The following is a 21,390-nucleotide window of genomic DNA, read 5'->3' on the forward strand; positions in this document are numbered from 1 at the left end:
CGGATAACGGCACGGCATGATCACCGACTGGCACTTCTATGCCCTGGCCATACCCGCCATCATCCTGCTCGGACTCGCCAAGGGCGGTTTCGCGGGCATGGGGGCTCTATCGCTCCCGCTGCTCGCGCTGGTGATCGATCCGGTTCGGGCCGCGGCGATCACGCTGCCGCTTCTTATCGCGCAGGACGTCGTCGGCGTGTGGGCGTTTCGGCGCAGCGTCGATTGGCGCCTCATCGGCTGGATGCTGCCCGGCGCGATGGTCGGCATCGCGCTGGGATATGGCTTCGCCGCGAGCGTGTCGCCGAAGGCGGTGATGGCCGCGGTCGGCGTGATCTCGATCCTCTTCGGCCTCTACCGGCTCTGGATGGCGCGGCGCCCGCGTCCCCGCCAGATCGCGCGTTGGCCCGAGTGGCTCGGCACGCTCTTCGGCGTGGCCGCGGGCTTCACCAGCCAGATCGCGCACGCGGGCCAGCCGCCCTTCCAACTCTGGGTGCTTCCCCGTGATCTGCCGCGCGAGCGCCTGGTGGGCACGACCGCGATCTTCTTCGCCGCAGTCAACTGGATCAAGGTGCCGGCGTACCTCGCGCTTGGCCAGTTCACGCGGGCAAACCTCTTGACGTCCTTCCTGCTCCTTCCCGTGGCGCTCGCTGCCACGGTCGCCGGCGTGGCATTGGTTCGCCGCATCGCACCGGAGCGCTTCTTCACGGCCATCTACGTGCTGATGATCGTGGTCGGCGCGGCACTGACATGGGAATCTCTGGCGTGACGGCGGTCGGCCCGCTCCCGTGAATCCGCGGCGAGGCTCGCGTCACTGTTACCGCGGCAGCGCGAAGGCGATCACCGAGCCGCCCGGGCGCCGACCGCGATCCTTGCCGCCGCCCGCCGCGATCGCGACATATTGCCGGCCGTCGACCGCATAGGTGGCGGGCGTCGCGAGCCCTGCGGCGGGAAGCTCGGTCGACCACAACAACCGGCCGCTGCGCTTGTCATAGGCGCGGAAGCGACGATCGTAGACGGTAGCGGCGATGAACAGCACCCCGCCGCGGGTGACGACTGCGCCTCCATAGTTCTCGCTCCCCGTCTCTGCCGGGCCGAGCTCGGGATAGCGGCCGAGAGGCACGCGCCACACCCATCGGCCGGTGTTGACGTCGAGGGCGGACAAGGTGCCCCAGGGCGGCGTCAGCGCGGGATAACCGTCGGGGTCGAGCAGGCGATGATAGCCGTCGAACACATAGGGCTCGTCGAAGACCGGCGCCGCCGCGGGCGTGGCGTCGCTCTCGTTGCCGCGCGGCGCGGCACTCTCCCGGTCACCGCGCAGGTCGCGCACCAGCGTCGCCACCTGCGCCGGCGACAGCGTGCCCGCGAAGCCGGGCATGCGCCCCCCGCCCTGCGTGATCTGGCGCCCGAGCTGCGCCGCGCTCAGCCGCGCGCCGACGTCGCGCAAGCCGGGCACCTGCGGCGGATCGCCCGCGCGGTCGGCGCCGTGACAGGCCGCGCAACGGTTGGCGTACAGTGCCGCGCCCGAGCTGCCCGCCGTGCGTACCGGACGCGGCTTCAGCCGCAGCGTCCAGGCCATCTCGTTGGCGTTGACGTAGAGCAGGCCGCTGTCGGGATCATAGGCCGCCCCGCCCCACTCGGCGCCGCCGTCCATGCCGGGCAGCAGCACCGTGCCCTGAAGGCTGGGCGGATCGAACGGGCCACGGTTGCGCAACCTGGCGAGTTGGGCCGTCACCGCGGCATGCGCGGCCGGCGTCCGCCGCGTCACGATGTCGGGTGTGAGCCGCTGACGCGCGAACGGCGCGATCCCGGTCGGCATCGGCTGGGTCGGCCACGCCTGCTCGCCGGGCATGTCGCTGGCGGGCACCGGTCGCTCCTCGATCGGATAGAGCGGGCGGCCGTCGCGTCGGTCGAAGACATAGACCAGCCCGGACTTGGTGGTCTGCGCGATCGCGGGCACGCCGTGCACCGTCACCAGCGTTGGCTGCGCCGGAAAGTCGCGATCCCACAGGTCGTGGTGGACGCTCTGGAAGTGCCAGCGCCGTCGACCCGTGCGCGCGTCCAGGGCGACCAGGCTGTTGGCGTAGAGATTGGCGCCCGCGCGCGTCGGGCCGTAGAAGTCGCGGTCGCCCATCCCGCTCGAGGCGACGGGCAGGAACACCAGGCCGCGCGCGACGTCGACGGTTAGCCCGGCCCAGACGTTGGCGCCGATCTCGGTCTTCCAGGCGTCATGCGGCCAGGTCTCGGCGCCGGGCTCGCCGCTGTGCGGGATGGTGTGGAAGGTCCAGCGGATCGCGCCGGTGCGCACGTCGAAGGCGCGGACGTCACCCGGCGTATGGCCGGTCGAGCCCATGATGATCAGGTCCTCGAACACCGCCCCGGGCGTGACGTTGTTGACGGTCAGTTGCGCGAGCGGCCGGCCGAACCCCTCGCGGAGATCAACGCGACCGCCGTGGCCGAAGCGCGCGTCGGGGCGGCCGGTCCGTGCGTCGACCGAGATCAACGCGTGCCCGAAGGTGAACAGGATGCGGCGCTGGTCTCGGTCCCGCCAAAACGAGACGCCGCGCAGGCGCTGGCGTGTCGCGACCGGCGCGGGCGCCGGGTCATAGGCCCAGAGCTCGCGCCCGGTCGCGGCATTCAGCGCCACCAGCCGCCCCTTGGGCGTGACGATGTACATGCGGCCGTCGACGACGAGCGGGTTGGCCTGCATGTCGGATTGCGACCCGCCCTCGCCGAACGCGTCGCCGCTGTCATATTCCCACGCCTTCGTCAGGCGAGCGACGTTGCGCACGGTGATCTGGTCCAGCGCGGAATAATGCGTCGCGGCGGGATCGCCGTGGTAATAGGGCCAGTCCGCCGCGGCCGGCGGCCGTGCATCGTCGCGCCGCGGCGTCGCCGCGCTTCCCAGAAACAGCGCGCCCGCGAGCACGACTGCCGCTTTCCCTCGCCTGCCCGCCCGCATCGTCGCTCCCCTAGTCGGCCCTTCTCGGCGACGCGTCACCGTGCACTCAGCGTAGGCGGATCCGCGACGCTATGCCATCAACCCGTGCGCAGCCTCGACCAGCAGCAGCCCCGCGTCATCCCCCCTGCGCCGCCGCCGAGTCGAGATAGGGCTGCGCCCAGCCCAGACCGGCGAGCGTGCCCGCCGCGGGAACATATTCGCAGCCAATCCAGCCGGCGTAACCGAGCGAGCCGATGGGCGGCAGCAGCCCGGCATAGTCGGTCTCGCCCGTGCCGGGCTCGTGTCGGCCCGGGTTGCCGGCGATCTGGATGCGGCCGATCCGCGGCAGCAACCGCTCGATCGAGCGCGTCACGTCTACCTCCGAGATCTGCAGGTGATAGACGTCCAACAACAGAGGGAAATGGATCACCCGCCCTCTGCCGATGCGGCGGGCGAAGACCATCGGCGTGTCGGTCTGGCGCGTCGCGGTATAGACCTTTCCCATCGGCAGGTCGGGGTAGCTCGGCACTAGCGTGAACGGCGCGGACGCGGCGCCGGCGCGCGCGCGGACATGGACGCGCCGGGTGCCGCCCATGATCCGCGGCGTATCGTCCAGCCCCGCGGTGAGCGGACGCTCTCACGGCCCTCTGACACCAGGATCGACGATTGAACCCCGCTGAACAGTCGCGATCGTTGATCGCCGACTGAGAAACGCAGCGTAGATGAGGACGCGGACGCGGCGGCTAGGCGCGCTCGGACGAGGGCGCTAGTCTGCGGCATCGGGTCGCGATCCCACGGCTCCAGCGCTCGACGGGCGCTCACACAGCGAAGGCGAAACACCATGTTCTCGTTCAGATCCGCTCTGCTGAACGGTGCGGTCGTGGCGGTTCTCGCCTCCGGCTTCGTCGCGTGCCGCGCTTACCAGGCGTTCGCGGCCGAGAAAGCGACGTTCGATCCCCCGCCGGCGCTGGCACGAACGGACTTCCCCGCATGGCCGTATCCGCGCGGCATCCCGGACGACGAGAAGGAAGAGGGCAAGTTGTTCCACGTCCCCGGGAGCAAGCAGGCCTTCACCTTCACTCAGATCAACGGGCAGCGCGCCACGATCGACTGGTTTCCGGAGCGTCATCCGACCCCGCCACCGCCCGTGATCAGCGGGAGAGCGGGTGCCTACAACGCCTGCGGACAATGTCATCTCATCGATGGCGGCGGTAAGCCGGACACGAGCGATCTGCGCGGTCTGCCCGTCGACTACATGCTGCAACAGCTCGCCGACATGAGGGACGACCATCGGCACGCGTCGATCAACGGTGCGCCGCTCGCCAAGATGATCGAGATCGCGAAGGCACTGCCGCTCGACGATGCGCGACAAGCCTCCGAATATTTCCACTCGATCAAGCCTGTGAAGAGGCTCCGCCTGATCGAGGGCGACGTCGTGCCCGTCACCCGCCCGGCGGCGCACGCGATACAGAAGGTTGACCCGAGCGGCGCCACCGAGCCGATCGGAACCCGGATCATCGAGGTGCCGCAGGATTTTGAGCGCACCTCGTTGCGCGATCCGTCGTCCGGCTTCATCGCCTATGTACCAGCGGGCAGCATCAAGAAAGGCAAGGCACTCGCGACGAGCGGCGGAGGGGGCAGGACCTTGCCCTGCGCCTCGTGCCATGGTGACGGCATGAGGGGTTCGGGCGCCGAATTCCCCGGCATCGCCGGCCGATCGCCGACCGCTATGGCCCGCCAGCTGTATGATTTCAAAAGCGGCACGCGCGACGGCAAGAACGCGGTGGCGATGAAGCCGGTGGTCGCGCGGCTCTCCGACGCGGACATCGTGAACCTCGCGGCCTATCTGGCATCGCTCGATCCTTGATGGCGTCGATCCCGCGTCGCGCTCGTTGGCGCGGCGCGATAAGAGGGGCGCGGCAGCGGCTCGGATGCGGCAAGGTGGTGGTCTGACCCTGCGCCTCGCCCCGGTCGCACGTCGGACCAGAGGTGGACGGGCCGGAAAGCACGGTCCGCTGGAGGTGAGATGTACCGGCTGATCGCTCTTCTGATGATCATGTTCGCCGCGACGGCCGCGACCGCGCCGCAGCGGACGGATCGACCGGTCCGCGTCGCGATCGCGCGCCTGACCCACGGCCATGTCGGCGGACTTCTCGGTCGGCGCGCGATCGGCGATGTCGAGATCGTCGGCATCTACGAGCCCGATCGCGCCGTCGCCGCGCGCTACGTCCGCGATTATCACCTCGACCCCGCGCTCGTGCACGACCGGCTCGCGCCGATGCTGGACCAGGTACGACCCGAGGCGGTGCTGGCCTTCGGGGCGGTCGCGGAGCACCGCGCCGTGGTCGAGGCGGCGGCGCCGCGGCGGATCCACGTCATGGTCGAGAAGCCGCTGAGCTTCGACGCGGCGGAAGCCGCCGCCATGGCGGCCCTGGCGCGGCGACACCATATCCAGCTGCTCACCAATTACGAGACCAGTTGGTATCCGAGCCGAACAGCGCTGGGTCGCGCGCTCGTGGCAGGCAACGTCGGAGCGATCCGCAAGGTGGTGTTCCGCGACGGTCATTTCGGCCCGAAGGAGATCGGCGTACAGCCCGAGTTCCTCTCCTGGTTGGTCGATCCGAACGCCAACGGCGGCGGCGCGATCGTTGATTTCGGCTGCTATGGCGCCAACCTGATGACCTGGCTGATGCAGGGCAAGGCGCCGACCCGCGTCACCGCGGTGACCCAGCGGCTCAAGCGCGACCCGGTCTACGCGCGGGTCGACGACGAGGCGACGATCGTGCTGACCTATCCGAACGCCACCGCCGTCCTGCAGGCGTCGTGGAACTGGCCAGACCACCGCAAGGACATCGAGCTGTTCGGCGAGACGGGCGTGCTGTCGACGCCCGACGGAAAGACGCTGTTGCTGCGGCGCCGCGGCGAGTCGGCCGATCGGACGCTCGCGACGCCCGCGCCCGCGTTCGCCGACCCGTTCGCCTTCCTGGCCGCGGTCGTCCGCGGGCGCACCGACGTGACCGAGACGGACCCGTCCTCGCTCGACAACGCGCTGGTCGTGGCGCGGATCCTGGATGCCGCGCGCCGCTCCGCCGCGACCGGGCAGACGGTGGCTCTACCGCCGAAATCACCGGGGGCGACGAATTGAAATAACGAGCGGGTTAGATGCAGCCCGATCTTGAACGGTGCACAGGAAGAAGGTCGGCGAGCACCCGCCAATCGGGAAGCGGGACATCCATTTCAGCTTCCACCGCCCGTGTCGTGTGAGAGCACGCGCGACCGCAAGCCCAGGTGCTTAGGGCGCCTTCCCTATTAGAACGGGAGATACACCCGAAGCGCAGCTCCGCCCGGTCAAGCGAGGCTAGGACTTCCCACAATCGGCGATGAGAAGGGCGACCCGCTCAGCATCCATGCCGCCGCCTCTCGCAGCACACACCCGGCCACTTGCATCAGTCACAAACCCGAACGGCAGGCCCGCCGCGCGTGACATCGCATCGCTACGGTAGCGACGTTCTTCACCGGCTGGCGGCGTCCAGCGGTAGACCGCCGGAACATCGCGCCACATCGCCCGGGCACGTGGTCCGTCCTCTACCATGAACACACGCACCGCCCGAGGTTTGGCCGCCTGCGCGATCGCATCGAGCCGCGAGATCTCAGCGTGACAAGGGGCGCACCAGGGAGCGACGAGCAAGAGCACGCTGCCCGCCGGGTAGCGGACGGGCTGTTCGGCGGCGGCTGCCGGCACGCCAAAGCATGTCAGAACGGTGATGACTCTGCGCCTCATCGCACGCCAACATGCGCTTCTTCCCTCGACAGCGCCGTCGCGCCGTGATGTCTCTGCCGCAACTAAGGGAGGGGTCATGCCCGTATCATTGCTCGCGCTGGTGTTGGCGGGTCAAGCGGCAGCAGCCGCGCAAGCGCCCGCACCTGCTCCCCAGAGCGCACAGGCGCGCTTCGATGCAGCGAGCCAGGCTGTGGCGGAGGGCCGCTGCGCAGAGGCCGCCAAGATGTTCGCTACGATGGCGAGAAGCCGCAACCCTCTACTCGCTGCCACGATCGACGTGCGCAACGGGCGCTGCCTGGTTGATCTCGGGCAGGTGGAGGAAGGCAAGGCAGCGATCGCGCGGGGGCTGCCTGTGCTTGCTGAGAAGGGCATCGAGTTTTCCGGTGACGTCTATGAGGCGCACATGACGCTCGCACGCTTGGCCGAGCGCACCTTCGACTATGATGAGGCAGCGAAGGAATACCGCGCCGCGGCCGATCCGCTGAAGGGGGGAGCGCGAGTCCCGGCACTGTTGCGCCTGGCATTGGTGACGATGTTCGATCACGACGGCCGCGCGCTGGCCGCGGCCGAAGAGGCGCGCACACTGGTGCTCGCTGAGCCGGCTCTCAGCAAGAAGGATCTGGCGGCGGTGCAGACCGTGCACGCACGCGTCCTGTTGAACGAGGGACGCGCGAAGGAGGCTTATACCGAGCTCAAGAACAGCCTGAGCAAGCAGGGCGGGCTGACCGGCCGTGTCAGCGCCGACGATATTGCGACACGCTCGGACCTGGCGATCGCGGCGCTGAAGAACAACGACCGTGACAATGCGCGACTATACCTCGCCTATACCGGCGCTGGGCGGATGCGGGACACACCGTTCACCAGAGCCGCCTCGATGGATCCGCCGGCGTGCGGCGAAGGTGGGCTGGTCCCGGAGGACGAAGCGATCGTCGAATTCTCGCTGGAGCGCGACGGGCACGTCGCCGGCGTCGCCCCAGTCTACACCAACGGTAATCGCGCAAAGGCCCTGGCATTCGCTCGCGCGGTAACGGACTGGTCGTGGCGTGCGGAGGACGTGGCGAAGATCCCCGCGCTGTTCCGCTACACCACGCGGGTCGAGTTGCGCTGCGTCAAGGCGGATGGTGCGCCTGGCGTGACACGCCCCCTCAAGGATGCGTTCGAGGCATGGCTGATCGAGAAAGGTGCGCCGACCCCACCATGGGCCGAGCAGCCCGCCGCGTTGGCGCTCGCCACGCAACGCGCGGCGCTCGCCGCGGCTCACACCAGGAACGATGCCGTAGCCCAGGCGCAGGCCGCGCTGGCGCTGAGCGACAATCCCGTGCTGGACAAACAAGAGCGACCCGCCCTCCACGCCATCGTGCGAACGGCTGTGGCATCGCTCTCGCCACCGGTCGCGGTGCGCACCTATGTCGAGATGGTGGCGCCCGAGAAGGTCGACGAAGATAGCGAGTCGTGGCGGACGCGGATGCGGACCATTCTGGCGCGGCCTGACGTATCTGGCGATCCGCTGTCGGCGGCAACGCTGCGATTGCTGATCGCCCAACCCGCGTACCGCAAAGGGCCGCCTGCAGACGCGGCCGTTCTCGTGGCAGCGGTGAGCGGCGACCCGGCGTTGCCACCACGCCATCCATTGAAGATCGCGGCACTGCTCGAGGAGGCTAATGTCCTTGCCGCGAAGGGCGATGTCGCTGGCGCCCGTGCCGTATTCGATCGTACCGGGCTCACTGCCGAGCAATGTGCGACCGTTGGCCTTCAGCCTGCGGTACAGCGCATGAGTGGCAGCGCCAGTGACTTTCCCCAGGAGGCACAGCGGCTTGGCTTCGAGGGCTGGGTACGCACCTCGTTCGACATCACTCCGGACGGACGGACGATCGCGCCGCGGGCCGTGATCGCCTACCCGCCCTTCATCTTCGACGAAGCCGCAAACGGCATCATACGCGTCGCTCGCTTCAGCAGCACCTTCCGACCGGAAGGCGCGCTGGCCTGCTCAGGGCAGCAGCAATCCGTGCTTTTCTTGCTCCCGGGCCGGTGACGCGGTGCGCGGCGCCGCGGATAGTCGTGAGCCGTCACCTGCCCTCCTGCGCTACCTGGCGCAGGAGGCCTCGGGATCCGGTCGCTCGCCCGTTCCGGCTGGCATCAGCGCGTCGGCGTGTCCGCTGCCGCGGTGCGCGGCAGCGCGCCGAGTGCCTGATTGAGCGCGAGCACGTTGACATGCTCCTCACCGAGAACGGAGCCCTCGGACAGCTTGGCGACGAGATTGCGCACCTGCTCGACCGCGACGCCGCGCACCCGCGCGATCCGCGGCGCCTGCGCCAGCGCGCTCGCGGGTGACAGATCGGGGTCGAGGCCGGAGCCGCTCGCGGTCACCAGATCGGCCGGGAGCGGGCCCGAGATGCCCTCGCCGCGCCGCTTCGCGACATCAGCCTTTACCCGGTCGACGAGCGCCTGGCTCGCGGGGCCGAGGTTGGAGCCCGAGGAGGACAGGCCGTCATAGCCCTTGCCGGCGGCCGAGGGACGGGTCTGGAAATAGCGGTCGCCCGTGAACGCCTGGCCCACGACGGTCGAGCCGACCACCTTCCCTTGCGCGTCGCGCACCAGGCTGCCGTTAGCCTGGCTCGGGAAGATCGCTTGTCCCAAGCCCGTCATGGCGAGCGGGTAAGCGATACCAAGGAGGGCTGCGAACAGGACGGTCATGACGATCGCCGGACGCAGTGCGGAAGAGAAATCCTTGCCCATCTTCTATCTCCTTAGGCGAGGCCGAGGCCACCGACGACGAGGTCGATCAGCTTGATGCCGACGAACGGGGCGAGCAGGCCGCCGAGGCCGTAGACCGCCAGGTTGCGCGCCAGCAGCGGCCCCGCCGCCATCGGCCGATAGGCCACGCCCTTGAGTGCCAGCGGCACCAGCAGCGGGATGATGAGCGCGTTGAAGATGATCGCGCTGAGGATCGCCGACTGCGGCGTCGCCAGCCCCATCACGTTGAGCACGCCGAGGCCGGGATAGAGCGCGACGAACATCGCCGGGATGATTGCGAAATATTTCGCCACGTCGTTCGCCACCGAGAAGGTGGTGAGCGCGCCGCGCGTCATCAGCAGCTGCTTGCCGAGCCCGACCACCTCGATCAGCTTGGTCGGGTCGCTGTCGAGATCGACCATGTTGCCCGCCTCGCGCGCCGCCTGCGTGCCGGTGTTCATCGCCACGCCGACGTCGGCCTGCGCCAGCGCGGGCGCGTCGTTGGTGCCGTCACCGCACATCGCCACGAGCTTGCCGCCGGTCTGCTCCTGGCGGATCAGCGCCAATTTGTCCTCGGGCGTCGCCTGCGCGAGGAAGTCGTCGACGCCGGCCTCGGCCGCGATCGCCGCGGCGGTGAGCGGGTTGTCGCCGGTGATCATCACGGTGCGGATGCCCATGGTGCGCAGCTCGCCGAAGCGCTCGCGGATCCCGGCCTTGACCACGTCCTTGAGGAAGATCGCGCCGAGCAGGCGCCCGTTCTTCGCGACCGCGAGCGGTGTACCACCCGCACGCGCGATCTCGTCGGTGATGCGGCGCAGCTCGGTCGCGGCGGCGGTCTCGCCTGCTCCGGCATTCGCCTTGAGGATCGAGTCGACCGCGCCCTTCTGGATCAGCGTGTCGCCGGTCTTGATGCCAGAGACGCGCGTCTGGGCGGTGAAGGGGATGATCTCGGCGCCCTGCGGCATCGGCCGCTGCAAGTCGAACTTGTCGCGCGCGAGCACCACGATCGAGCGGCCCTCCGGGGTCTCGTCGGCGAGGCTGGCGAGCAGCGCCGCCTCGGCGAGCTCGGCATCACTCACGCCGCCGACCGAGCGGAACTCGCTCGCCTGGCGGTCGCCGATCGTGATCGTGCCGGTCTTGTCGAGCAGCAGCACGTCGACGTCGCCCGCCGCCTCGACCGCGCGACCCGACTTGGCGAGCACGTTGAAGCGCACCAGCCGGTCCATGCCCGCGATGCCGATCGCCGAGAGCAGCGCCGCGATCGTCGTCGGGATCAGCGTGATCAGCAGCGCGGCGAGGATCGCCACCGGGATGCTGCCGCCGGTGTAGGCGGCGAAGCCCGGGATGGTCGCGACCGCGATCAGGAAGATGATCGTCAGCCCGACGAGCAGCACGGTCAGCGCCACCTCGTTCGGCGTCTTCTGCCGCTCGGCACCCTCGACCAGCGCGATCATGCGGTCGAGGAAGCCCTTGCCTGGCTCCACCGTGACCTTCACGCGGATCTCGTCGGAGATGACGCGCGTACCCGCGGTCACCGCCGAGCGGTCGCCGCCGGCCTCGCGGATCACCGGCGCGCTCTCGCCCGTGATCGCGGCCTCGTTGACCGAGGCGACGCCGGAGACGACGTCACCGTCCGAGGGGATCAGGTCGCCCGTCTCGACCAGCACCACGTCGCCGACCTTGAGCTGGCTGGCAGCGACGCTCTCATACTGGCGGCCGTCACCCTTGAGCCGCTTGGCGGTGAGCTCGGCCTTGGTGGCGCGCAGGCTCGCCGCTTGCGCCTTGCCGCGCCCCTCCGCCAGCGCCTCGGCGAAGGTGCCGAACAGCACCGTCAGCCACAGCCACACCACCAGCTGCGCCTTGAAGGCGAGCGTCAGCCCGTCCCCACCCATGTTGATCGTGATCGTCAGCAGCGTCGCCACGCACGCGGTCACGAACATGACCGGATTGCGGACCAGCTCCCTGGGATTGAGCTTGAGGAAGCTTGCCTTGATCGCGGGCACGACGAGGTCGGCCGTGAACAGGCTCTTGGTCTGGGTCTTCGCCATGATGGCCCCCGTTAGAACAGCTGGCCGCGGATCATCGCGAGATGATCGGCGATCGGACCGAGCGCGAGGCTCGGCAGGAAGGTGAGGCCGCCCAGGATCAGCACGATCCCGACGAGCAGGCCGACCCACAGGCCGCCGGTGGTCGGGAACGAGCCCGCGCTCTCCGGCGTGTACTTCTTGGCGGCGAGGCTGCCCGCGATGGCGAGCATCGGCACGATGATGAAGAAGCGGCCGACCCACATCGCGACACCGAGCAGCCCGTTGTAATAGGGCGTGTTGGCGGTGAGACCCGCGAAGGCCGAGCCGTTGTTCCCGACCGCGCTGGTGAAGGCGTAGAGGATCTCCGAGAAGCCGTGCGGCCCCTTGTTGAGCGGGCCCGCCAACCCTTGCTGCAGCACCGCCGACAGCGAGGAGAAGCCGAGGATCACGAGCGGCAGCACCGCGATCGCCAGCACCGCGAGCTTCACCTCGCGGCTCTCGATCTTCTTGCCGACATATTCGGGCGTGCGCCCCACCATCAGCCCGGCGACGAACACCGCGAGGATCGCGAACAGCAGGAAGCCGTAGATGCCAGCGCCGACGCCGCCGATCACCACCTCGCCGAGCTGGATGTTGAACAGCGGGATCATCCCGCCCAGCGCGGTGAAGCTGTCGTGCATGCTGTTGACCGCGCCGCACGACGCCGCGGTGGTGACGACCGAGAAGAGCGCGGAGGCGGCGATGCCGAAGCGCACCTCCTTGCCCTCCATGTTGCCGCCCGCGACGCCGAGCTGATGGAGCACCGGGTTGCCCGCGGCCTCCTGCCAGTAGGTCACCGTCACGCCGGCGAGGAACAGGATCACCATCGCCGCCAGGATCGCCCAGCCCTGGCGCGTGTTGCCCACCGCCTTGCCGAAGGTCCAGGTCAGCCCGAAGCCGATCAGGAAGATCGACAGCATCTCGACCAGGTTGGTCAACGCGGTCGGGTTCTCGAACGGGTGTGCCGAGTTGGCGTTGAAGAAGCCGCCCCCGTTGGTGCCGAGCATCTTGATCGCCTCCTGCGAGGCCACCGGACCGAGCAGGATCGACTGGCGAGCGCCCTCGAGCGTCTGGACGTCGACGACGCCGGCGAGCGTCTGCGGCACGCCGCTGGCGATCAGGAAGAGGGTGTAGAGAACACAGATCGGCAGCAGCAGGTAGAGCGTGACTCGGGTCACGTCGGCCCAGAAGTTGCCGATGGCCTTCGCCTCGCGCCGCGCGAAGCCGCGGAACAGCGCGAAGGCGAGCGCGATGCCGGTCGCGGCCGACAGGAAGTTGTGGATCGTCAGCCCCAGCATCTGGCTGAGGTTCGACATCGTCGCCTCGCCGCCGTAGCTCTGCCAATTGGTGTTGGTGGTGAAACTCACCGCGGTGTTGAAGGCGAGATCGGGCGAGAGGCCGGCGAGGCCCTGCGGGTTGCCCGGCAGCACGCCTTGCAGCCTGAGAACCGCGTAGGTGAAGACCAGCAGCGCGACGTTGAACAGCAGCATGTGCAGCGCATAGCGGCGCCACCCCTGCTCGGCCGTCGGGTCGACCCCGGCAAGCCGGTAGAAGCCGCGCTCGACCGGGCCGAGCACGACGTGGAGCGGCGTGCGCCGCCCCTCGTACAGCGCGTGGAGCCACAGCCCGATCGGCTTGGTGAGCGCCAGCAGGATGCCGACGAACAGGAGGATCAGGAACCAGCCCTGGAGTGTCATGGAACCGCCTCCTTCAGAAGCGTTCGGGGCGGATCAGCACCGCCACGAGGTAGACGAGGAGGCCGAGCGCGGTCAGCGCCGCCAGCCAGAGGTCGAGCGTCATCGCGTCATCCCCTCACGCATGGTCACACAGGCGGACATAGGCGAGCGTCAGCGCGAACAGGCCGACGATGATCGCGATCCAGAGCAGGCCCATCGGATTCTCCCGATCAGAAGGCGGCGGTCAGCGAGACCACGACGGTGCTGCCGGCGATGGTGCCGGTGCCGTCCTGGCCCTTGCTGAAGCTCGGCCGCAGGTAGCTCGCCTCACGATCCGAGATGTCGGTATCGATGTAGCTCACGTTGAAGGTCAGGTTCTTGTACGTGGCGTCCGCCCCGAGCGACCAGTCCCAGTACGCCCCGGTCGGCGCCACCGCGGTGGCGTTGGGGCCGAGACCGTCCTGCCCCCAGCTATGGCCGATGTGTGCCTTGGCCGTGAGCGGCGTGCCCGCGAGCGCCAGCGCGCCGTCGCCCCACAGGTAGAGGTTGTCGTCCTTGGCGCCGGGGTCCGTATAGACGCCCGCCGCGGCGTCGGCGCCGGTGCGGTACCAGCGCCCGATCGCCTGCTGCTTCGGCGCATAGGCCGCGCCCGCGGTCAGCGTCGCCGCGCCGGCGGTGCCGCTCAGCTTGACAAAGGGCTCGGCGAAGTCGGTCTTGTCCGCGCCGCCCGGGTACATGTACCAGGTCAGCCCGAGGTCGAGCGTGGCGTTGTCGGCGAGCTTCGCCTTGTAGCCGCCGATCAGGTCGAGCTCCATGTTGGCGCCGCCGAACGTGCCCCAGCCCGCCAGGTTCGACGCCCAGGTACCGACATACAGCCCGCTCTCGTGCGACACGGTGATGCCGCCCTGCACCGCCATCTCCTGATCGGACTGCGACACGCCGCGGAAGCGGTAGTCGGACGCGATCGAGGCAGAACCGCTGACCGTGATCGGTGACGCAGGCGCTGCAGTTTCGGTCGGCTCGGTCTTGTCCTCGACCGTCGACTGCGCATGCGCGGCGAGCGGCATGCCGAGCACGGCAGCGAGCGAGGCCGCGAAGACGAACTTCATTCTTGTCACCCCTTGAAGGGGCACCATCACGTGACGGTACCTTCAAGGATCGCCGATTAGGCGCACCGATCGTAGCAATGCGAGATCGATTCCGGGAAAGACCATATAGCTGGCATATAGCTGACGCTTTTTCATCCGCCGCGTCGCCGCCTCTCCAGCGTTCAGCTATGGCGCCCAGTGGCTTGTCGCATTGATACCGCATGGATGTACCTGTGACATATCTGACGGCTGGTCAGTCTAAGTCGGTCGGTAAAGCATCCCGATGAAGTGAAGGCGGGACAACGACCGCGACGGTTGGCGAGGCGCGAACGGAGGCCTGATCGAAACCGTCAACCGTTCAAGCCGCCCTGATGCCTAGGTCAATTTTGGGCTCTGAGCGTGCGGATGTCCATCTTGGCCGTGGGCTCGCCCATGAGACCCCAAACGTTGACGCAGACTGATCAGATCATCCAGAAATCCAGCTTGCAAACGGGGCGGGCCATACGTTCGTTCATACGTGTTCCGGAACTGCCATTAGATCGCCGCAGCTTGGACTCGTATGCCTGCGGCGATCGGCTGGAGTTCCTCCGTCGCGCTCGCCGCGATGATGCTGAAGCCGATCCCATGGCTGGCCCAGGTTACCTGCTGAACATCGCCATCGCGAGTCCTCGGGTGCTGGCTCTCGCATTCATTCCGGCGTTGGCGATCGGCGTTCTGGCGATCAATGCTGCGCCAGCGATGAACCTGCAGCCCCGGCCGGGCCAGGAGGGTATGGTGCTGCCGGGGCTCATCGGCACCGGGCTTCTTTTCCTCGTGGTTCAGCGCCTTCACTTCTGGCTCGTAGATAAGACGCTGCGTCGGCGTGACAGCTAACCCGTCTCGCGGCGAGTCGCCAACGCTCCCGGTCGGAGCTACCTTGAGCGTATGACATTGGGCGCTTGCGGCCCCCTGCCCTCTCGTGCCGAGGACCCATCACCGATTACTTAGGGTCACCTGCCGACCAATCAACTCTGATTATCCGTTCATCTCGGCGTTCAACAAGGCGGGGCTCCCGCGCACTTGGCCGAACGACCTATCGACGGGTTTGCGGATGCCCGTTCGGGATCCGCCCCGAACCAGTCGATGGAGCGTTGGTCTACCAACTTTGCCTCGCTCGGGCGAGCTTAGAACCAAGTAGTCCGGTTGTGACGACGACACTGACGAAGCCCAATAGGATATTTCTTCAAAGGCTTGGCGTCCACAGTGCCCCTGCCAATCGGCAGGAAATGCCCGATGTTAGGCGCTTGCAGCCTCTTCTTCGTCGTTTCGAGGACCCTTTACCGGTCACTCAGGAGCGCCAGCCCACATCCGAGCGTCAGAGGATCGCTTATATTCTGCCGCGAGAGGCCGGCCCGCACCGCCCGCGCCGATCGTCGCGTGATGGTCGTTCAAAGGGAGCGTGCGATAGTCAACGATGCCGTACGAGGCCGACTGGTATAGACCTGCCGCTCGCCGAAGGCGCTCGACTTGATGCGGGTAATGGCGTCTGCGTCAAACGCGTTGTCAATTCCAACCCGCAGCGACCAAGCACATGACGACCATCGCGCGAACAGGTCCACGGTGACGCGCGAAGGCGTGCGCTCGTGATAGGGGCTCGTCGCGTTGAAGGTTGATCGCGACGAACTCGCGGCGGCGACGGCAGCGCCGATCGCGAGCGTCGGCGATATGCGTGACAGACGCGTCTCACCGCTCAGCATGATCGTCATCGCGGGCATGTTCGGCATCCGGTCGCCGCGATGTCCAATGCCCTCGCTGGTACCCAGCAACGTATCGGCGGCGAGCCGCGCGTCGACCCAGGCGAGCGCCGCCGTGAACCGCGCCGGCCCCGCGGAGCGGCTCGCCAGCGCCTCGATGCCGTTTATGTCGACGCTCACCAGATTGGTGTTGTAGAGGAAGGCGCCGTTGACGCTGTTGGCGGCGACGATCGTGTCGTCCCAGTCGATATGAAAGGCGGCCAGCTCGGTGCCGAGACGCTGCGAGCGCACTCCGAGCTCGTAGTTCCAAAGGTGGTCGGCCTGGTACACGCGCTCGTCCGCGCTCAGTTCGGGCGTGATGTTGACGCCGCCGGGCCGGAAGCCCTCCGACACCACGAGCCGCGCCAGCGTGTCCGAGCCGATCCGCCAGTTGAGCGCGGCCTTGAGGTTGCTGCCGCCGGCGGCGCTGCGATAGCGCGCTCCCGACGCGATCCCGCCCGTTCCGGTCAGCAGGTTGGCCACAGGCACCGCGCCGTCGCCCGCTCGCACGTAGCGGAACAGCCGCGCGCCAGAGACCAGGGTGAGCGCGTCAGTGAGGTCACGCTCGACCTCGGCGAAGACCGCTTGCTGATCGAGGCTGGACTCGAGCGAGCGCAGGCCGGTGACGTCGAACGGCCGCAGCACGCCCCCCGTCGCAGCGTTGGCGCGTAGGGTAAAGCTGTCGACGCTCTCCCTGCGATGCTCCGCAAAGACGCCGAGCGTCCAGCGCCAAGACCCTGCCCCGCCGTCCGACACGCGCAACTCGCCGCTGGTGCTGCGCACCGTCATTGGCTGGTGCAGCAACGCGGGCGAGCGCGCGTCAACATAGGCGGCGAGCACCACCGGGTCGCACCCGATACCGTCCCCCGCCGCCGTGACCCGGGCGCAGGCGGCGGGATCATAGCGCTGCCGCTCGATGACCTCGCTGAAGTCGAGCTCGCGCACGATCGTCCAGCGATAACGCGAGACAGTGGCGGTCACGCGCAGGCTGCGCGGCGACCATTGCAGCGTACCCGAAACGAGCGACAGCGCCGAGCGGCTGCGCGGCCGGGTCGCGACAGCGGCGCGGTCGCGGCCGTCCGCCGCCCGCCAAGCCCCAGCGTCGTCGATGCGCTGACGCTGGGCGAGCGCGATCAGGTCGAGGCGGATGTCATGCGCGGGGGTCCAGGTGAGCGTCAAGCGCTCGCTCTCTCGAGTCACCGCGTCGCCGTCGACATAGCCGAGCCGTGGGTTGTCGATCACGCCGCCGCTGCGCCGCCGTGCGATGACGCCGCGGGCGGCGAGCCGATCCTGCACCAGCGGGACATTGAGGATCGCGCTCGCGGCGCTGGTGGGGGCGCCGCGCGCGGTGATCCCACCCTCGACCGCGACCTCTGCGGTGACCGAGTCCGCCTCGGGGCGCCGGAACAGCGTGCGCAGCGTCCCGCCCATCGACGAGGCCCCGTACAGCGTTCCCTGCGGCCCCTTCAGCAGCTCGACCCGCTCGACGTCGACGAGGTCGATGTCGGGCGCCATCGCCGCCGGGTCCGCGCCGGTGCCGCCGGGCGCGCTCACCGGCGTCTCGCCGATGTAGACGCCGACGGTCCCCTCACCGGTGCCGCTCACCCCGCGGATCGCGAGGCGGCGCTGGAGCGGCCCGGTTGGGGTAACCGCCAGCTCGGGCAGCACTCTGGCGAGCGCCTGCTGGTCGGTGAGCCGGCGCGCCGCGATCGTCTCGGCGGACACCAGCACGAGGCTCGCGTTGGTGCCGCTCAGCAGCGTAGGGCGACGCAGCGCGGTGACCACCACGTCTGGGCCGGTCGCCGCGACGGGCGCCGGCGCCGCGTCCGGCACGACCACGAGCACGCCGGGTCCGACGCGACGCAGGCTCAGTCCGGTTCCGGCGAGCGCGCGCTCGAGCGCGAGCGGCAGCGGCATGCCGGGCGGCACCGCCGGCGATCGCCGTCCTTGCACCAGTCTAGGATCGAACAGAATCTGCTCGTCGCCTTGCGCCGCGAGCGCGGCGAGCGCCCGTTCGGTGCTGCCAGCGGGGATCGCCGGCGCACGTGCCGGCCCTTCGCCGCGCGCCGGCGACGCGCACACGGCGCCCAGCGCGATAGCGAGCACTACCGCGACCGTGCCGTCTGTCGCGCTACGCGTCGCCCCCATTGCTTCCCTCCGCGCCCGCGGCGCCCGTTACACCTCCCGTTCACCTGCCGACCGGCGTGCCGCTTCGCGCGGCATCTGCGTTCTTGACGAACAGGTTACAACATGGTCGTCTCCGCATCACAACAGGGGATGCACGACAGGCTTGGGTCACGATCGTCAGGGGGCGAGGATCGGTGCTGGGCGTTTATGCCAAACGGGCAAGGACCGCCGCGGTCGACGAGCTGGTCGCGCCGCTGCTGCCGGCGGTGCGCCGCTTTCTGATGAAGCGCGCGCGACCCGAGGACGTCGACGACCTGATGCAGGACGTGGCGATACGAATGCACGTCCGCGAGGGAGATCGAGAGATCGCCAACATGGAAGGCTATGTCTTCCAGGTGGCGCAGAGCGTGCTGACCGACCGCGCGCGCCGCGACAAGGTGCGCCAGCGCGGACAACATGTCACGCTCGAGGAAAATGACCATCCGGTTGAGGGACGCTCGCCCGAGCGCGTCCTACTCGGCAAGGAACGCTGGTCCCGGCTGATCGCGGCGGTAGGCGAGCTGCCGGAACGGACCCGGCAGGCTTTCGTGCTTCACCGCTTCGAGGAGATGAGCTACGCGGCCATCGCCCGACACATGGGAATATCGGTGAGCGCGGTGGAGAAGCACATCATGAAGGCGATCCGCGCCCTGGCCGCGGCGATAGACTGATGGCGCGCGGCGCCGGCAACGACCCCGCGGACGAGGCGGCCGCGCGCTACGCGCGTCTGCGAGCCGACGACGCGGACGACGCCGCACGCGCTACGCTGCGCGGATGGCGTGACGCGGACCCGGCGCATGCGTCGGCATGGCGCAAGATCGAGCGCGCCGATGCCGCGATCGACGCGCTGCGCGATAATCCCGCGTTTGCCGCGCTGCGCGACGCGGCACTGCGCCGGCCGCCGTCGCCCGCGCGGCGCTGGATGCCGTTCGCCGCTGCTGCCGCGATCGCGGGGACGATCGGCCTGGGTGCGACCGCGCTGCTGATCGCGCCGCGTCCAGCCCCACACCCCGGCGCGGCCGCACCCGCGACGCGTCTCGCCACCGGCATCGGCGAGCTCAGGACGGTACGGCTGGCCGACGGCACTCGGGTGACGCTCGACGCCGCCTCTGTCGCTCTGGTCTACCCGCGTGGCACGACGCGGCGCGTCGATCTTGTCGCGGGGCGCGCGCTGTTCGCGGTGGCTCGGGACCCGGCGCATCCCTTCGTCGTCGCCAGCGGCGCGAGCAGTGTGACCGCGCTCGGCACCCATTTCGCGGTGGAGCATCGCGCCGACGAGATGGTGGTGGCGCTCACCGAGGGATCGGTGCGGGTGCAGACTCCGGCGGGCGCGCGGGTGCTCGCGCCGGGCCAGGTGCTGAGGGCACGCGGCGCGGTGATCGCTCTCGCCGCGAACGGCGCGGCCGCGGCGACCGATTGGCAGCGCGGCAGGCTCACCTTCTCCGCCGTCCCACTTGCCGCGGTGGCGGCGCAGCTCGCGCGCTACGACGCGCGGCGGATCGTCATCCGCGACCCTGCGCTGGCGGCGCACCCGTTCAGCGGCTCCCTCCGCACGCGCGACGGCGCGCCGGCGCTGGTCGCCGCGCTCGAGGCCTATGGCGTGGCGCGGGTGAGCGCGCGCGACGCTGACTGGATCGAGCTCGCGCCGCGCTGATCGGGTGGCGTCCCCGCCCCAGGCGCGGGGCGGGGAGCGGCGCTCACTCCTCCGCGGTCTTGCGATAGTCGAGCGGCGGTTTGCGATCGCCCAGCATCGCTTTGTACTCGAACCCGGCGCCGCGCCGCCCGGCGAACTCCTTCTTCGCCGCCGCGATCGTGGCGGGGTTGCGGTAGAGGTCGGCGGCGGCGAGTGCGAGCGTCTTGGCTGCCAGCACCGCCCCTTTGACGCCGATGCTGCTGCCCGCCGCGGCGGCGTTCTGCCAGCTGTGCCCCGCCGAGCCGGGGACGAAGGTGGCGGTGGACAGGCCCACCGTCGGCGTCACCCAGCTCACGTCGGACACGTCGGTCGAGCCGCCGAGTGCGTCGTCGACGATCGTCGCTGGCTGGATCTGGCCGACGCTCGCTAGCGGCGGCGCGCCCGGCGCCAGCGTCGTCTGGATTTGTTGCGCGAAGGCGGTCTCCTCCGGCGTCCAGCTGATCGCCCCGGCGGCGTGGAGCGAGCGGTTCATCACCGCCATCAGCGCGGCGTTGGGCAGGAGCGAGTAGACGCCGCCGGTCACCTCGACGTCGACCTTGGTCTGCGTGCCCATCGCGGCGCCGTCGGCGGCCTGCCTGACCCATGCCCAGACCGCCTTCACCACTGCGGGATCGACGTGGCGGACGTAATAATAGACCTCGGCCTCGTCGGGCACCACGTTGGGGGCCTTGCCGCCCTTGGTGATGACATAGTGGATGCGCGTGCGATCGGGGATGTGCTCGCGCATGAGGTTGACCATCGCGTCCATCGCCTCGACGCCGTCGAGCGCGGAACGGCCCTTGTCTGGGTTGCCCGCGGCGTGCGCCGAGCGGCCGTGGAAGCGGAACTTGCCCGAGATATTCGCCATCGACGGGCCCTGCGCCGCCGAGTTGGTGTTGCCGGGGTGCCAGTGCAGCACCGTGTCGACGTCGCGGAACAGGCCATCGCGCACCATGTAGACCTTGCCCGATCCTCCCTCCTCCGCCGGCGTCCCGTAGACGCGCAGCTCGCCCGCAATCTTGTTCCTGACCATCCACTCCTTCACCGCGATCGCGGCATAGCTGGAGGCGGCACCGAACAGATTGTGCCCGCAGCCGTGCCCCGCCTCGCCGCCGAGCGAGGCACGCGTCGGCGACGCGGCCTGCGACAGCCCGGGCAGCGCGTCATATTCCGCCAGCACCCCGATCACCGGGCCGGCGCCGTTCTTGAACGAGGCGACGAAGGCGGTCGGCTCGCCGGCGACCCCCGGCGTCACCGTGAAGCCCGCCGCGGTAAGTCGCTGCTGCAGCAGCGCGGAGCTCTGCGCCTCCTGGTAGCCGACCTCGGCATATTTCCAGATCTGTAGCGCGGTCTCGGACAGTGCCGGCGCGTCGCGTGTGACCGTGGCGAGGATCTGCCCGGTATCGGCGGCGGCGAGCTGCTGCGCGTCGGCGGGTGCCGCGGCGCCGGCCGACAGCGCGAGTGCGAGCGTGAAGGTCTTGATGGTCATGGATGCTGC

Annotated in this window: 16 protein-coding genes; 7 read left to right on the top strand and 9 right to left on the bottom strand. The window is 69.2% G+C overall.

The annotated features are described in order from the left end of the window. Positions 1–16 precede the first annotated feature (16 nt). Complete coding sequence (locus tag FHY02_RS08240; protein ID WP_183921291.1) at positions 17–766, top strand: sulfite exporter TauE/SafE family protein; 750 nt, start codon at positions 17–19, stop codon at positions 764–766. A 48-nt stretch (positions 767–814) separates the two neighbouring features. Here the strand turns inward: FHY02_RS08240 and FHY02_RS08245 are convergent, their stop codons facing one another. Both FHY02_RS08245 and FHY02_RS08250 read right to left on the bottom strand, forming a co-directional pair. Beyond that, positions 815–2,959 carry a PQQ-binding-like beta-propeller repeat protein gene (locus FHY02_RS08245; RefSeq protein WP_183921292.1) on the bottom strand — a complete coding sequence of 715 codons (2,145 nt, stop codon included), beginning with the start codon at positions 2,957–2,959 and terminating at the stop codon, positions 815–817. 115 nt (positions 2,960–3,074) lie between these two features. Continuing rightward, positions 3,075–3,533, bottom strand: coding sequence for a TIM barrel protein (locus tag FHY02_RS08250; protein ID WP_183921293.1), 459 nt, complete (start codon positions 3,531–3,533; stop codon positions 3,075–3,077). Between the two features lie 246 nt (positions 3,534–3,779). Here FHY02_RS08250 and FHY02_RS08255 point away from each other — a divergent pair, with 246 nt between their 5' ends. The 3 genes from FHY02_RS08255 (at position 3,780) to FHY02_RS08265 (ending at position 8,751) form a co-directional block, all read left to right on the top strand. Beyond that, complete coding sequence (locus FHY02_RS08255; RefSeq protein ID WP_183921294.1) at positions 3,780–4,805, top strand: c-type cytochrome; 1,026 nt, start codon at positions 3,780–3,782, stop codon at positions 4,803–4,805. Between the two features lie 159 nt (positions 4,806–4,964). Continuing rightward, the gene (locus FHY02_RS08260; protein ID WP_183921295.1) at positions 4,965–6,083 is read left to right on the top strand and encodes a Gfo/Idh/MocA family protein; all 1,119 of its coding nucleotides are present in this window, start codon (positions 4,965–4,967) and stop codon (positions 6,081–6,083) included. 712 nt (positions 6,084–6,795) lie between these two features. Continuing rightward, entirely contained in the window at positions 6,796–8,751 is a 1,956-nt protein-coding gene (locus tag FHY02_RS08265; RefSeq protein WP_183921296.1) for an energy transducer TonB, read from the top strand. Between the two features lie 104 nt (positions 8,752–8,855). Here the strand turns inward: FHY02_RS08265 and kdpC are convergent, their stop codons facing one another. The 5 genes from kdpC to FHY02_RS08290 form a co-directional block, all read right to left on the bottom strand. Next, positions 8,856–9,455 (bottom strand): potassium-transporting ATPase subunit KdpC, encoded by a 600-nt coding sequence (kdpC, locus tag FHY02_RS08270; RefSeq protein ID WP_183921297.1) that lies wholly within the window; start codon positions 9,453–9,455, stop codon positions 8,856–8,858. Between the two features lie 11 nt (positions 9,456–9,466). Then, complete coding sequence (kdpB, locus tag FHY02_RS08275; RefSeq protein ID WP_183921298.1) at positions 9,467–11,500, bottom strand: potassium-transporting ATPase subunit KdpB; 2,034 nt, start codon at positions 11,498–11,500, stop codon at positions 9,467–9,469. 11 nt (positions 11,501–11,511) lie between these two features. Then, complete coding sequence (gene kdpA, locus FHY02_RS08280; RefSeq protein WP_183921299.1) at positions 11,512–13,215, bottom strand: potassium-transporting ATPase subunit KdpA; 1,704 nt, start codon at positions 13,213–13,215, stop codon at positions 11,512–11,514. A 13-nt stretch (positions 13,216–13,228) separates the two neighbouring features. Then, entirely contained in the window at positions 13,229–13,318 is a 90-nt protein-coding gene (gene kdpF / locus FHY02_RS08285) for a K(+)-transporting ATPase subunit F (RefSeq protein ID WP_037531783.1), read from the bottom strand. 106 nt (positions 13,319–13,424) lie between these two features. After that, positions 13,425–14,303: a TorF family putative porin gene (locus tag FHY02_RS08290; RefSeq protein WP_183921300.1), complete on the bottom strand. Its 879-nt coding sequence runs from the start codon at positions 14,301–14,303 to the stop codon at positions 13,425–13,427. 426 nt (positions 14,304–14,729) lie between these two features. On the opposite strand from FHY02_RS08290, the gene FHY02_RS08295 reads away from it, so the two are divergent. Continuing rightward, the gene (locus tag FHY02_RS08295) at positions 14,730–15,155 is read left to right on the top strand and encodes a hypothetical protein (protein ID WP_183921301.1); all 426 of its coding nucleotides are present in this window, start codon (positions 14,730–14,732) and stop codon (positions 15,153–15,155) included. A 554-nt stretch (positions 15,156–15,709) separates the two neighbouring features. On the opposite strand, the gene FHY02_RS08300 is transcribed toward FHY02_RS08295, so the two are convergent. Next, positions 15,710–18,202: a TonB-dependent receptor gene (locus FHY02_RS08300; RefSeq protein ID WP_183921302.1), complete on the bottom strand. Its 2,493-nt coding sequence runs from the start codon at positions 18,200–18,202 to the stop codon at positions 15,710–15,712. Positions 18,203–18,258: 56 nt separating this feature from the next. Here FHY02_RS08300 and FHY02_RS08305 point away from each other — a divergent pair, with 56 nt between their 5' ends. Both FHY02_RS08305 and FHY02_RS08310 read left to right on the top strand, forming a co-directional pair. Further along, positions 18,259–18,891, top strand: a complete 633-nt coding sequence (locus FHY02_RS08305) for an RNA polymerase sigma factor (RefSeq protein WP_311721277.1) — start codon at positions 18,259–18,261, stop codon at positions 18,889–18,891. Next, a complete protein-coding gene (locus FHY02_RS08310; protein WP_183921303.1) occupies positions 18,891–19,874 on the top strand; it encodes a FecR family protein in 984 nt (327 codons plus the stop codon). The genes FHY02_RS08305 and FHY02_RS08310 overlap by 1 nt, the downstream gene beginning before the upstream one ends. Positions 19,875–19,917: 43 nt before the next feature. Here FHY02_RS08310 and FHY02_RS08315 read toward each other — a convergent pair whose 3' ends face one another. Beyond that, positions 19,918–21,381 carry an amidohydrolase gene (locus FHY02_RS08315; protein WP_183921304.1) on the bottom strand — a complete coding sequence of 488 codons (1,464 nt, stop codon included), beginning with the start codon at positions 21,379–21,381 and terminating at the stop codon, positions 19,918–19,920. Positions 21,382–21,390: the final 9 nt, after the last annotated feature.

The sequence above is a fragment of the Sphingomonas sp. BK069 genome (assembly GCF_014193405.1).
GTDB lineage: Bacteria > Pseudomonadota > Alphaproteobacteria > Sphingomonadales > Sphingomonadaceae > Sphingomonas.

Coding starts and splice junctions, on each gene's coding strand:
- FHY02_RS08240 (WP_183921291.1), top strand. CDS start 17: ATGATCACCGACTGGCACTTCTATGCCCTGGCCATACCCGCCATCATC.
- FHY02_RS08245 (WP_183921292.1), bottom strand. CDS start 2,959: ATGCGGGCGGGCAGGCGAGGGAAAGCGGCAGTCGTGCTCGCGGGCGCG.
- FHY02_RS08250 (WP_183921293.1), bottom strand. CDS start 3,533: ATGGGCGGCACCCGGCGCGTCCATGTCCGCGCGCGCGCCGGCGCCGCG.
- FHY02_RS08255 (WP_183921294.1), top strand. CDS start 3,780: ATGTTCTCGTTCAGATCCGCTCTGCTGAACGGTGCGGTCGTGGCGGTT.
- FHY02_RS08260 (WP_183921295.1), top strand. CDS start 4,965: ATGTACCGGCTGATCGCTCTTCTGATGATCATGTTCGCCGCGACGGCC.
- FHY02_RS08265 (WP_183921296.1), top strand. CDS start 6,796: ATGCCCGTATCATTGCTCGCGCTGGTGTTGGCGGGTCAAGCGGCAGCA.
- kdpC (WP_183921297.1), bottom strand. CDS start 9,455: ATGGGCAAGGATTTCTCTTCCGCACTGCGTCCGGCGATCGTCATGACC.
- kdpB (WP_183921298.1), bottom strand. CDS start 11,500: ATGGCGAAGACCCAGACCAAGAGCCTGTTCACGGCCGACCTCGTCGTG.
- kdpA (WP_183921299.1), bottom strand. CDS start 13,215: ATGACACTCCAGGGCTGGTTCCTGATCCTCCTGTTCGTCGGCATCCTG.
- kdpF (WP_037531783.1), bottom strand. CDS start 13,318: ATGACGCTCGACCTCTGGCTGGCGGCGCTGACCGCGCTCGGCCTCCTC.
- FHY02_RS08290 (WP_183921300.1), bottom strand. CDS start 14,303: ATGAAGTTCGTCTTCGCGGCCTCGCTCGCTGCCGTGCTCGGCATGCCG.
- FHY02_RS08300 (WP_183921302.1), bottom strand. CDS start 18,202: ATGGGGGCGACGCGTAGCGCGACAGACGGCACGGTCGCGGTAGTGCTC.
- FHY02_RS08310 (WP_183921303.1), top strand. CDS start 18,891: ATGGCGCGCGGCGCCGGCAACGACCCCGCGGACGAGGCGGCCGCGCGC.
- FHY02_RS08315 (WP_183921304.1), bottom strand. CDS start 21,381: ATGACCATCAAGACCTTCACGCTCGCACTCGCGCTGTCGGCCGGCGCC.